This window comes from Mesorhizobium sp. M1D.F.Ca.ET.231.01.1.1, from assembly GCF_003999155.2.
Lineage (GTDB): Bacteria > Pseudomonadota > Alphaproteobacteria > Rhizobiales > Rhizobiaceae > Mesorhizobium.
Genome location: NZ_RZOZ02000009.1, coordinates 125,918 through 138,291 on the forward strand (window position 1 = coordinate 125,918; position 12,374 = coordinate 138,291).

The window sequence follows — 12,374 nt, forward strand, 5'->3', positions numbered from 1 at the left end:
AGGAAGTTCACACCTCAAGAACGGTCGCTCGGCCCGTTCCACTCGATATCCCGGGTGGACGCCGCCTGCAGGCTGATCCCTTGGCGCCAGGCCACTCCGGCGATTTCGGCCAACGCCGGCCACTGCGCCTTCACAGGTGCAGGGTCGCCCGGCCAGTCGAGCAATTCCTGGCCATCGCGCATGGCCTTCCGAAAGCCGCCGAGGCCACCAGAACGCAACGCTGCCGGCAGTCCGTAGATCCACATCGCAAGCCGCACCGTTTGCGGCGCGATGACGTCGGGGTTCACTTCCGGTCCGTCACCCAGCACCGCATCGGCATACCGCGCCGTGTCGCGAAAAAAATGCAGGCCGCTCACCGCGCGCGGATTGCACTCCAGCGGCAGCACGCGGCCGTCCTCCTCGCGCATCAGGTCAAAGGAGATTTGGCCAATCCATCCAGTTGCGGTGACGATGCGCTCGACCAGTTCGCGCGCTGCCTGATCTTCGACCCGTTCGAAGAAAATCCCGCCGCCCTTGCCGGCGCGGTAGAGCGAGCGGTAGAGCGCCAGCGCCTTGAGCTTGCCCTCGCGCGCAACCGCGTAGGCGCTGATCTCGTCGCCATCGACAAAACGCTGCGCCACCCACGGCATGGCGGGCGAGGGGGCGATGGTGTCGAGAAAATCCGGCGTCGGACGCCGCAGCACGTGACTGGCAAAGCGCGACCAGACCGGCTTGAACACCAGCTCGCGTGACCGGCCGCGCACCGCCTCAAGATCGGCGGTCGATTGCAGCAGCACTGTTTCCGGCACGGCGAGCCCGAGCCGTTCGGCCAGCCGGATGAAGGCATGCTTGTTGTGGACTTCCGCCAGAAGCTCGATGCCGGGGGCGAACAATCGTGCCGGCATCGCCCGGCCACGCCAAGCCATGGCGAGATGAAAGACTTCCTCGCAGGTTGGAATGACGAGATCTATGCCTTCCGCCCGAACCAGCGCCTCGACCGCCTCGGCGTAGGCCCGCGGCTCGAAGCGCGGCGGCGGCAGCCGATGGTAGCGCGCGCAGGCCTTGCTCGCGGCGGCGATCGGGCGCGCCGGCGCGTCGGCCAGGATCACCCGGCGGCCGGCGCCATGGAGCAGGCGCGCCAGATGCAGCGCCACCGGCGCGCGCGCCCCGGTGATGAGCACGGTTTTGTCAGCCCCCGGCATCAGGTCTCGCGATCGTTTCCGTCGTGAAGACCGTTGCGTGAAATCGGCGGACTTGGCAATTGCGCTACCTCCCGCCGACCGGCAGCGCGCGCTGGACGACATTGAGGAAGAAGCGGATGCCGATCGGGACGATGGTATCGTTGAAGACGAAGCGGTCGCCATGCAGTCCCGCGCCTGGGCCGACATCGCCGGCGCCGATCCACACATAGGCGCCGTCGCCGACGCCCTGCAGCAGGAAGGCGAAGTCCTCGCAGCCCATGCTGGGCTGGAATTCGTTGACCACGCGTTCGGCGCCCACCGTATCCGCGCCGGCTTGCGCCGCAAGCTTTGCGCCGCTTGCCGGGTTCACCACGGGCGGATAGCCGCGCCTGTAGGTGAGCTCAGCCCTCGCGCCGTGCATGGCGGCCGCAGCCTGCGCCACGCGCTCGATCTCGACCGCGCTATGGTCGGAAAGCGCTAGGTCGTAGAAGCGGCAGGTGCCTTCGACCTTCACCTCGCCCGGCACGAAATTGTTGAAGCGACCGCCATGGATCTGCGTCACCGACAGCACCGCCGGCGACAGCGGATCGACGCTGCGTGAGACCAGCCGCTGGATCGCGGTGACGAAGCTCGCCGCGGCCAGCAGCGGGTCGTCGCCCAGATGCGGCATCGCCGCGTGGCAGCCGCTGCCGCGAAAGACGATCTCGAAATCGTCGACCGCGGCCATCTGCGGCCCGGCGCGCACGCCGATATGGCCTTCCGGAAAGCTCGGCCAGTTGTGCACGGCAAACACCTGCTCTACCGGGAAGCGTTCCAGCAGCCCGTCCTCGATCATCTTCCTGCCGCCGCCAAGCACCTCCTCGGCCGGCTGGAAAACGAACACCACGGTGCCGTCGAAATCCTCGTTTTCGGCGAGCAGCCTGGCCGCGCCGAGCAGCATCGCGGTGTGGCCGTCGTGGCCGCAGGCATGCATGACGCCGTCCTTGCGCGAGGCGTAGGCGATATCGGCACCTTCCTTGATCGGCAGCGCGTCGAGCTCGGCGCGCAGCGCGATGGCCTTGCCGCTCGCGCCTTTGGTCAGTGTCGCCACCACGGCCGTGGCGCTGACATCGGTATGGACGGCAAGGCCGAATTCTTTGAGCTTCGCCGCGACAAAAGCCGCCGTATCATCCTCGGCGAAGCCGAGTTCCGGATTGGCGTGGATCGCCTGTCGCCAGCCGATCACCTCCGGCACGATCGCCGCCACCTTGTCGTTCATCCGCATCGCTCTGTCTCCGCATTCGAATGCGCCCATCTAGCCGGCATCTTCGGCGAGCGTCTTGAACGGGATTGACGGGCAGGGCGCTTTCGCGAAAGGCTACGTCCATGAGCAATGCCAGCGAGCAAAGGGAGCGCGAAGCTGCAAGGCTGACGCGGCATGAAGGCCTCGGCGGTCTCGAAATGCTGGCCGCCCACTATCGCGACTATGCCTATTCCTTGCACACCCATCCGACCTGGGTGTTCGGCGTCGTGGTGGCCGGCGTCGAGAAGCTCAGGATCGGCCAACGCCAGCATCTGGCGCCGGCGGGCACGATCATCATCGTCAATCCGGAAGAGCCGCATGACGGCGAGAGGGGGGAGCCCGCCGGATGGGCCTACCGCACCTGCTATCCCGATGCCGCGCTGATGGCCGAAATCGCCGAGGATCTGGACCTGCCGACCCTGCCGATGTTCGGCAAGGGGACCGTGGAGGCGCCTGAGCTGGCACGCGCCTTCGTGCGGGCGCATCGCCTGGCGGGACAGGCGCTGGAGCAGGAAGCGGCGATGCTGGCGGTGCTGCGCGAACTGGTGAGCCGCTTCGGCAACGGCAGGCACCGCGACCGCGCGCCGGACGGCGGCGAAACGGCGCGGCGCTTCCGCCTCTATGGCGAGCTGATGGCCGCCGATCTTGCGGCCGGCTTCGACCTTGCGCATCTGGCCGCAGCCGCCGGCGTCACCCGCTTCCGGGTCATCCGCGACTTCCACCGCGCCGCCGGCATGACGCCGGGCCAATATCTGCGCGACCGACGCATCCGCGCGGCCTCGGCACTGATCAAGACCGACATGCCGCTGGCCGAGATCGCGGCGGCGACCGGCTTCGCCGACCAGAGCCATCTCACCAGGGTGTTCAAGACGATCAAGGGTCTGTCGCCGGGCGCCTGGCGCGCTGCGGCGTAAACTCGGCGTTTCGGTGTCGCTGCGGTGGGCTACAGCCTGGCCTTGATGCGTTTCATCTTGCCGCTGGCATAGTCGCCATAGCGCAGCTTCGACTTGCCGTGCCGATCCTTGAATGCGTACCACTCGCCGTCAGGCAGCTTGCGTTGGTAAACGACCTTGCCCGCTTGGCGGTGCTCGAAGCAGGTCATGGACTTCTTAGATCCCCAGGAGCCGTACCACGCCGCGCGATAGCAGAGCTTGCCGCCGCCCGGAATGAACCACATGCCGTCGCCATAGCCGGGCTTGCCTTTGTCGGAGGTCCAGGCGTCAAGCTGCCGCTGCTTCACTGCGAAGAACGCGGCGCCGTTCTTGCCCCAGAGCCAGGAATGGTTCTGATAAAGCTGGTAGATGCCCTCGTCGGAGACGACGGCGGCCCTTGACGCCTGGTCGTCGACCGTCGCGGCCTTGGCAAAGCCGACAATAAAAACGGAGCAGGCAAGCGCTGCTCCGACAAATTTCCCCGAAACCCGTTTCACGCCACTACTCCGTTACGCAACGCCTACGCCCGTCTCCAAAGCCGGGCTTTGGAGCTTGTCACTTTCGAACTTGAAGCTGAGGCCCGTCCCGGGTGCCGGGACGGGATCTCTAGGTCTTACGGCAGCACGTGCTGCGTCACCCGCCAGTCGGGCAGCCCGTAGCCGTTCAGCCACGGCCAGGTTTCCTTCTGGTTGAAGTAGACCACCGAGGTCAGGGCCGGAAACTCCGCATAGGACTTGCGGGTTTCGTCCGCCCACTTCGTCACATAGTCCTGGTTTCCGACATAGCCGAGCTCGGCCACGATCACCGGCTTGTTGAATTTCGCGACACGGTCGTAGCCGGGCTTCAGCGTCTCGGCGAATGTCCGGTCGCGACCGGCTTCGTCATTATCCTTCTTCTGCAGGCCGAACACCGACAGGCCGATGACATCGACATAGTCGTCGCCCGGATAGTATTTCTCGAGGCCGTCCATTCCCTTGGGCGACCACATGTATTTGGCCGCCGGCGCAGCCTTGCGGCAGACATCGACCTCGCGCTTGTAGGCGGCGATCCAGTCCTTGGGCGCCCAGTTGGCCCAGGTGAAGCGACCGTTGGTGTCTTCCATTTCCTGCGCCCAGCGGATCGTCACCGGGCTCTTCATCTGTCCGACCAGGTTGCAGATTGCCTGCATGTTGGCATCGTATTTGCCGCCCAGGATGCCGTTGCGCAGCTCCGGTGGGGTGATGCGCCAGTCCTTCGACCACGTCCACGGCTCGATGGTGATCAGCAGCGAGCGGCCGCGCTGCAAGGCGTAGGCGTCAGCCAGCGGCAGCGTCGAGAGATCGACGTCTTCCCAAGGCAGGAAGAGCTCTTCGATGGTGGCCGATTTGTCATTGCTGAAGTCGCCATAAGGATCATAGGAGCCGAATGCCGACGCGGCCGAACTCGTCTGCACTGGATCCGTGCCCGGCGGCGATCCCGCCGATGCCGGCAGCACAAGGCAGCCACCGACGATAAATGCCGACACAAGTGCGGTTGCTGTGGAGTATTTCATGCCCAACCTCCATAGCCTCAACGAGGGATGTTGAAGCTCGCCACAGCGTGCCGATAGGGATCGGCACGCAAACCCAATCGGTCTGCCGACGTGAACTGTGGGTTTTTGAGCGACTGGGACGGGCACAGCTTTGGCGCGAGGCCGTCCATCAGAATAATCCCTTGGGTGCCTGAACCTTGGTGTCCCCGGAGACTGTCGCCGCGATACTCACAAATTCGCGTCAACATTACGATATTAACCCTTCCTGATATAAGAGCCTATGCTTCGCCAGAGTCAAGAGCAATTAACCGTTACTTAACCCTATCGGGCCGGACATAGTTAACGCGACGGTTGCAAAAAGGGCCGCTTGGCTTTCGTCGGGAATCCTTGGCGCGGCGCGCCAGGCCGCAACGGCTGTCCCGCCTCGGCACGAGGTTAACCAGTTCTCAAGAAGCTTGGTTAAGGGAGGCTTAATTCTGTTGACTCTCCATTAGGAGACGCTGATTCTACCGTGGGGATGTGAAAGCTCTCGGCCGCAGGGACGGGAGCGGAAGCGGCGGCGGGTAGTATGAGCGTTTCGGTGGGTGCCGGCGTTGTCGGCGGCAATGGGGGGCGTGCGGGTAAGTCGGGCGGGGCTGGCGCCGGTGTTGGTCCGAACCGCGCTTATCTGGTGCCGGTGCTGACCTCCCGGCAGCAATTGATCCTCCGGCTTGGCCTCGCCTCCTGGTTCGTCACACTGGTCTTCTTCTGGTCCTGGTGGCTGCGGCCGCAACATATCGAGTATATCGGGCCCTATGCCTTTGCCACCCTCGTGCTGGCCTGGCTGACGCTGATGCCGATGTATTTCCTGCTCAACGTTCATGCCTCGCGCAAATCCTCGAAACTGCGCACCGTCCCCAAGCGCTCGCGCGTCGCCATGGTGGTCACCAAGGCGCCATCCGAGCCGTTCGCAGTCGTCCAGCGCACATTGGAGGCGATGCTGGCGCAGGACTATCCGCACGACACCTGGCTGGCCGACGAGGATCCGGCCGAGGAGACAATTCGCTGGTGCGATGCGCATGGCGTGCTGATTTCGACGCGGCGCGGCCGCGAGGACTATCACCGCAAGGCCTGGCCGCGCAGGACCCGCTGCAAGGAAGGCAACCTCGCTTTCTTCTACGATCACTACGGTTACGAACGCTACGATTTCGTCGCGCAGATGGATGCCGATCACGTACCGTCGCCCAGCTATCTGCGGGAAATCCTCTATCCTTTCGCCGACCCTTCGGTAGGCTATGTTTCGGCGCCCAGCATCTGCGACAACAACGCCGATGAAAGCTGGGCGGCGCGGGGCCGCCTGTTCCCGGAAGGCATGTTCCACGGCCCCCTGCAATCCGGCCATACCGGGGGCGGCGCGCCGCTCTGCATCGGTTCGCACTATGCCGTCAGGACCAAAGCGCTGCGCGAGGCCGGCGGACTTGGCCCTGAACTCGCCGAGGACCATTCCACATCGATGCTGATCAACGCCGCGGGCTGGCGCGGCGTGCACGCCATCGACGCCATCGCCCACGGTGACGGCCCGCAGACCTTCGCCGATCTCGTCACGCAGGAATTCCAGTGGTCGCGGAGCCTGGTGACGATCCTGCTCGAATACACGCCGCAATATTTTCACAAGCTGCCGCTGCGGCTGAAGTTCCAGTTCCTGTTTTGCCAGCTCTGGTACCCGCTGTTCGCGCTGTTTGCGCTGATGATGTACGTCATGCCGATCTACGCGCTGTTCACGGGGCGCAACTTCGCCAACGTCATGTACGCCGACTTCATCTTCTATTACCTGCCCAATTCCTTGGCGCTGGTCGGGTTGGTGATGATGCTCAAGGCTTTCGGCCTGTCCCGGCCCCTGACCGCCAAGACGCTGAGCTGGGAGGGCACGCTGTTCCTGTTTTTCGCCCGCTGGCCCTGGGTGTTGTGGGGGACGCTGTCGGCGATCCGCGACTATGTGACGAAATCCTTCGTCGATTTCCGCGTCACCCCTAAAGGCAGCGGTCCGAAGCACCTTTTGCCCGCGCGGGCATTCGCGCCCTATGTTGTCCTGGCGATCGGGGCGGCTCTGCCGGTGCTGCTCGTCAAGCACCCCTTCGACGCCACCGGTTTCTACTGGTTCGCCGCCTTCAATGCCTTCCTCTACGGCCTGCTCGTCGTGGTCATCATCGCCAAGCACATTTCCGAGAACAGGATATCGCTGCGCGCCAATGCCGCGAAATTCGCGTTGCACGCTTCGCTCGCGCTGCTCGCGCTCGGTGTGCCGGTCGCGGGCTTCTACGATCGCGGACTGGAGGGCGTCTATGGACTGCAGCAGGGTGCCGGCGGCTTCCGCATCGTCAGGATCGCCTACGTGATTTCAGGCGCCGGCATGGGCGACATCGGTGCGCGCAAATTCTACTTCGACCCCGGCTGGGAAACCCCGCGCTGATGCATGTCGCCCAAAGTGCGCGGCAGTTCTGGAAAACGACATCATCAAGACAAGACTAGAAGCGTGTCGCCTGAATCCGTTTCAGAGCGACGCGCTCTAGGCCTTCCACGCGTCATCGTGCTCGCCTGACCTGACGTCCTGACAGCGACCTGCTGCAGGCGGCAGCCGGAAAGATTCAAATTTTAACAATAATCGATCGAACCCGGAAAGACGGCGCTCATTGTGTCGTTTGCATGAATTTTAATAAGTCTCCTCTAATATTTCTCACATGAAGCAAGTGGCAATAGACCGCTTGCAGGGCGCGGAAAGAAGCAGAGAGAAACTATATCCCCGCGCTCCAGAGAATTATTTCACGACAGGGGACGACAATGAAGAAATTCGTGAATGGCGCGGCGGTGCTCGCGAAGAAACATGCCAGCGTCTTTGTCGCTATTGCGCTGGTCTCGATGGTGTCCGGATGCCAGAGCATGGACGCGGGCAGGACCAGCTCGATCGCCGGCAACAAGCCGGTGGCGAACGCGCTCGCCAAGAAGGTCTATTACGTCAAGGGAAAGCGGCTCTACCGCGTCCATCGCAAGCCGTTGACGCAGACGACCAGCGTGACGCGGGTCAGAGAAGAGGCTTATGCGGCCTTCGTGCGGCCGCAGCGCATCCGCACGCCGGCGCCGGTCAAGGTGTCCTTCAGCCCAGGCAGCGCTGGGCCGCTGCTCGGCCACTCGCCCTGGATTTGCGGGCCGAGCGGCTTTGGCCAGCGCTCCGCCTGCCGCGCGCGCTGAACCGGCACAGGCGTTCACTTGAAATCAAAGACCTAAAGCAGGTCGCGTGAATCTCTTTCACGTGACCTGCTTTAGGCGTTCACGCCATCGACGCCGCTCCCGGTGTCGCCGCGATCCAGCAGACGTTGACAGACATGGCTGCCGATGAGGCCGGCGTTTCCCGTCACGAAGGCGGTCATGCGCGGGCCCCGGACGAGGGCAGCGGCGGATCATTTCCGTCGCGGGGCTTTCTTGGCTTCCGCCGGCGGGCTTGGCCAGCGCCAGCCATCGCCTTCGCCATGCGCGGGCTGCGGGCGCGCCACATAGGCGAGCGAGACATTCGCCTCGAGATAGACGCGCGACAGCATTTCGGCGAGCACGCCCGACGTCACCATCTGCAGCCCGGCGATGACCAGGAAGAAGCCGGTGAACAGCATCGGGCGCGTTCCGATGTCCTGCCCGAAAAACACCTTCAGGCCGAACAGGTAGGTCAGGACGAGGGAGCCCAGCACGCCGAGCACGATGCCGATGCCGCCGAAGAAATGGCCGGGCCTGGTGCGGTAGCGCATGAAGAAGAACATGAAGACGAGGTCGAGCACCACGCGGAAGGTGCGCGATATGCCGTATTTGGACTGGCCGTGGATGCGGGCGTGATGCGTCACCACCTCCTGGGCGATGCGCCGCGGCGTCGTCACCGTCGCCAGCCAGGCCGGGATGAAGCGGTGCATTTCGCCGTAGAGGCGCACGCTGCGGATGACGCTGCCGCGGAAGACCTTCAGGCTGCAGCCATAGTCCTTCAGCTTGACGCCGGTGACGCGCGCGATCAGCGAGTTGGCGATGCGCGACGGCAGCCGCCGCATCCAGAACCCCTCCTGGCGGTCCTTGCGCCAGCCGGCGACGAGGTCGAGATCCTCCGTCAGCAGGCGATAGACCATCCGCGGTATGTCGAACGGGTCGTTCTGCAGGTCGCCGTCGAGCGTCGCGATGACATCGCCGCGGGCGGCGTCGAGGCCGGCCTGCATGGCGGCGGTCTGCTTGTAGTTGCGCACCAGTTCCACACCATGCACATGCGCTCCGTACTCGGCCGCGAGCCGGCGGATTTCGCTCGGCGTGGCGTCGGTGCTGCCGTCGTCCACCAGCACGACCTCCCAGGGCTGGCTGTAGTTCTCCATCGCCTGGTGGATGCGCACGACCAGCGGCTCGACATTGTCGGCTTCGTTGTACATCGGAATGACGATGGAAAGCTTGTGCTCGGGCATGACGGCGCCCTCGGGCAGTCCCGAGAGCGGAATGGGAAGCACGTTCATGGCGGTCATTTCCTTGCGGGCCCCGTGGCCGGGTTGTCCGGCAGTGTCGATTTCGAGGGAAACAGCCAGGCGATCGCACCGGTGGCGACGGCCGAGCAGAGGATGAAGAGATGCAGCGCAAGCGCTGCTTGCAGGCCGTCCTTCATGGCGATGCCGGAATAGAGCAGCGCCGCCGCGGCGCCCGCCTCGTAGGTGCCGAAACCGGCGACGCCCTGGACGGGCAGGATGGCGGCGGCCTCGGCGCCGACGGCGCCGGGAAAGGCCGTCTGGAAGGAGGTGCCGAGTAGCATGGCGAGCAGCCACCCCTGCACGGCAAGCTTGAGCGTCCAGTTGGCCACCGTCCACCACCAGCCGTAGCGAGAGCGTCCTGTCGCCTCTGTGAAGATGTCGCGCAGCTTGCCGAGCTTCGAAACGATCCTGCCGCGCCCGGCCCAGTCATGCGGCGCGCGCGCCCGGCGCGGCAGGTACCAGGCGACGACAATCAGCGCCGCGATGCCCGCGGCCCTGAGCGCTGGATGGAGGCCAGGCCAGACTAGGCAGGCAAGCACGCCGACGACGAAGGCATCCTGCAGCCTGAACCAGAGGAGCGAGGCGCTGGCGCGCACGATCGAGATGCCGAACACCTGGCGCAACAGGATCGGAAAAGCGGTTTCGCCGCCGCGGAACGGCACCACATTGATCATGGCGTTGTGGACCAGGATGACGCGCAGGCAGGCACCGAAGCGGCCGTTCACCTCGTCGCGGAACTCGTCGCAGACCCGCAACGCGCGCAGCACATAGGTGACGAACAGCGCCAGGGTCACCGCCGCGAAGGCGCCCGGCGTGATGCTGGCGAAGGCGTCGCCCACCATCTTCCAGCGCGCGTCGCCGGCAAGCCATGCCAGCAGCGCCAGGGTGACGATTATCGAGAATGCTTTTTTCAACCAGTTCTCCGCCGGCTTCCGTTGCCGCGTCAGCGGCTGCGGCGCAACGTTCATCGGTACGCGGCCGTCTGCCGACAGCCTGGTCTGCCGTTTGCCGCCGAAAGACCATGGCCCGGCCTCAAAAGCCGCGGCTTCCTCACGGGCGGGTGATCCTATAGACCAGCAGCTTGTCCGAATCCACAAGCTTGGTTGCGGTCTTGTCGAGATAGTCGACCACCCCGTCATGATGTTCGACGAACAGACGGTCCCGTTTGTCGGCGGCGTTCTTGGCGGTGCCGAAATAATCCGCCCCCTGGGTGCGCAGATCCTCGAGCTGGGCGATCGCGGTGGTGTCGTCTTCGGCGAATTTCGACCATTCGACATCGCCGCCGCCGGGCGGAAATACCCAGCCGCGGACCCGGCTGTAGTAGATCGCGACGGGGTCGCCGGCTTCCGGCGCGATGGCCACGACAAGCTCGCCGGGCTGGACGAGGCGCGCCAGCTCCTCGCCAAGCAGCTTGCCGTTCATGGCGATCGGCGCCTTCATCGTCTTGAGCAGGGGAACGGTCGACAGCGCCAGGGCCAGCACCGCGATGAAGGCCGAGCGCAGAATGACTGCGGGAGTCAGCGCTGTTCCGGTGCCGAGCGTCGCCAGCACCAGCGCGCCGCGGCCGCAGAACATCGCCAGCGGTACATTGAAGATGTGGTAATTCCATGGATTGCTGGTGATCTCGCGCGCGGCGGCGATATAGACGACCGCCGCCGCCGCAAGCCATACATAGGGAATGGCCGAAAGGGCCCGCTCGCTGGTCTCGGCAGGTTTTGGCGGCATCCATAATCCGACGGCGATCAGCGCCATGAACGGATAGCCGTAGAACCACCAGACCGAAGTGTTCCAGACGGACTTCAGATAGAAGCTGTTCTTGAAGAACGTTGCGAAGCCGGAATCCCAGATATAGCCGCTGCCTGCCACATGATATGGCGGGTAGGAGCGGCCGAGATAGATCGCCCAGCTGAAATAGGTGGCGATGATGGCGAGGCTTACCAGCCCAGCCGCGAACACTCCGGTCGCGTGCTTTCTTTTCCCGGCAACGATCCAGCAGACCATCAGGTAGAAGATGACCGCGCCGGCGGCGAGTCCGGGTGGCTTTGCGAGCGCCCCCAGCGTGAAAGAGAGGGTGGCCAGCGGCAATAGCCATGCCTTGCCGCCGACCCAGTATTTCGCGAACAGCCACACGCCAAGCGTCACCAGCGCCAGCATCGAGGGGTCGGGCAGGAACGAGCTGTCGATCATCGCCGGGCCGGGCATCAGCGCATAGGCGAGCGCCGCCGCATGGGCATGCGCCTCTTCCCAGCAGAGCGCGGTCAACCGGTGCAGCGAGAACACCGTCACCATGCCGAACGCCGCCGCGATCATCCGGCCGAACCAGTCGTGCCAGCCGAAAAGCTGATAGAGCAGGGCGGTGAGATAGCTGACGATCTGGAATTCCCGCCCCTGATAGCTCGGCCCGGGGCCGGTCCAGCTCACTTCCGGAAAGAAGATGTTCCAGCTGCGCTGCTGGAAATTGTCGGCCATCATCGCGGTGCTCGTCTCGCGCCAGCTGAAAGCGTCGACGAGCGGCTGGGTGATATTGTGGAAACGGGCGATTGCAGCCACCAGCAGGATGGCCAGCAAAATCAGCGTATGGACCTCGATGCGCACGCCCACGCCTCGCCGGCGAGGCAGCGCCACGCCCGGGACATCAGCCGTTTCCGTGTTGCCGGTCATCCTAAGCCGCTCCCTCCCACCGCAGCTACTGTGGCACGTAATCGCCAATAACTGTGAAAATATCACAAGATTGTAATACCCATGGTTAAATAACGTCTTGCCGCGATGACTTGGGTCTGGACTCTGTTGACATCGCGCCACGCTGGGCTGTTAATGGCTTCAAGGGCGCTCACCGCGCCGCCATCGGGCAGACAGCGCCCGGGCATCGTGACGGACCGCGGAAAGCCCGAAGAAACATCTTCCACATCATGGTTGCTCGATCCCGTTGGCTTGGGTTCGAGAGGGGGCTATTGACATGCGATCGCGCAT

At 64.4% G+C, this 12,374-nt stretch carries 11 protein-coding genes; 3 read left to right on the top strand and 8 right to left on the bottom strand.

The window, feature by feature from the left end:
- Positions 1 to 14: 14 nt before the first annotated feature.
- Together EN874_RS22775 and EN874_RS22780 are read right to left on the bottom strand one after the other, a co-directional pair.
- On the bottom strand, positions 15 to 1,181 hold the full coding sequence (locus EN874_RS22775; RefSeq protein ID WP_127427388.1) for an ATP-grasp domain-containing protein: 1,167 nt from the start codon (positions 1,179 to 1,181) through the stop codon (positions 15 to 17).
- 64 nt (positions 1,182 to 1,245) lie between these two features.
- Positions 1,246 to 2,424 (bottom strand): amidohydrolase, encoded by a 1,179-nt coding sequence (locus EN874_RS22780; RefSeq protein WP_127427389.1) that lies wholly within the window; start codon positions 2,422 to 2,424, stop codon positions 1,246 to 1,248.
- A gap of 101 nt (positions 2,425 to 2,525) precedes the next feature.
- Here EN874_RS22780 and EN874_RS22785 point away from each other — a divergent pair, with 101 nt between their 5' ends.
- Positions 2,526 to 3,356 (top strand): AraC family transcriptional regulator, encoded by an 831-nt coding sequence (locus tag EN874_RS22785; RefSeq protein ID WP_127427390.1) that lies wholly within the window; start codon positions 2,526 to 2,528, stop codon positions 3,354 to 3,356.
- A 29-nt stretch (positions 3,357 to 3,385) separates the two neighbouring features.
- Here the strand turns inward: EN874_RS22785 and EN874_RS22790 are convergent, their stop codons facing one another.
- Together EN874_RS22790 and EN874_RS22795 are read right to left on the bottom strand one after the other, a co-directional pair.
- Positions 3,386 to 3,871, bottom strand: a complete 486-nt coding sequence (locus EN874_RS22790; protein ID WP_127427391.1) for a DUF995 domain-containing protein — start codon at positions 3,869 to 3,871, stop codon at positions 3,386 to 3,388.
- A 116-nt stretch (positions 3,872 to 3,987) separates the two neighbouring features.
- On the bottom strand, positions 3,988 to 4,905 hold the full coding sequence (locus EN874_RS22795; RefSeq protein WP_126084950.1) for a glycoside hydrolase family 26 protein: 918 nt from the start codon (positions 4,903 to 4,905) through the stop codon (positions 3,988 to 3,990).
- A 547-nt stretch (positions 4,906 to 5,452) separates the two neighbouring features.
- On the opposite strand from EN874_RS22795, the gene EN874_RS22800 reads away from it, so the two are divergent.
- Both EN874_RS22800 and EN874_RS22805 read left to right on the top strand, forming a co-directional pair.
- Entirely contained in the window at positions 5,453 to 7,333 is a 1,881-nt protein-coding gene (locus EN874_RS22800) for a cellulose synthase catalytic subunit (RefSeq protein ID WP_127427392.1), read from the top strand.
- A gap of 368 nt (positions 7,334 to 7,701) precedes the next feature.
- On the top strand, positions 7,702 to 8,109 hold the full coding sequence (locus EN874_RS22805; protein ID WP_127427393.1) for a hypothetical protein: 408 nt from the start codon (positions 7,702 to 7,704) through the stop codon (positions 8,107 to 8,109).
- Between the two features lie 71 nt (positions 8,110 to 8,180).
- Here the strand turns inward: EN874_RS22805 and EN874_RS22810 are convergent, their stop codons facing one another.
- The 4 genes from EN874_RS22810 to EN874_RS22825 form a co-directional block, all read right to left on the bottom strand.
- Complete coding sequence (locus tag EN874_RS22810) at positions 8,181 to 8,288, bottom strand: NAD-dependent epimerase/dehydratase family protein (protein WP_127427394.1); 108 nt, start codon at positions 8,286 to 8,288, stop codon at positions 8,181 to 8,183.
- 30 nt (positions 8,289 to 8,318) lie between these two features.
- Positions 8,319 to 9,395, bottom strand: a complete 1,077-nt coding sequence (locus tag EN874_RS22815) for a glycosyltransferase family 2 protein (RefSeq protein WP_127427395.1) — start codon at positions 9,393 to 9,395, stop codon at positions 8,319 to 8,321.
- A gap of 5 nt (positions 9,396 to 9,400) precedes the next feature.
- Positions 9,401 to 10,318, bottom strand: a complete 918-nt coding sequence (locus EN874_RS22820) for a lysylphosphatidylglycerol synthase transmembrane domain-containing protein (RefSeq protein ID WP_127427396.1) — start codon at positions 10,316 to 10,318, stop codon at positions 9,401 to 9,403.
- A gap of 136 nt (positions 10,319 to 10,454) precedes the next feature.
- Positions 10,455 to 12,065 carry a glycosyltransferase family 39 protein gene (locus tag EN874_RS22825; RefSeq protein ID WP_127427397.1) on the bottom strand — a complete coding sequence of 537 codons (1,611 nt, stop codon included), beginning with the start codon at positions 12,063 to 12,065 and terminating at the stop codon, positions 10,455 to 10,457.
- Positions 12,066 to 12,374: the final 309 nt, after the last annotated feature.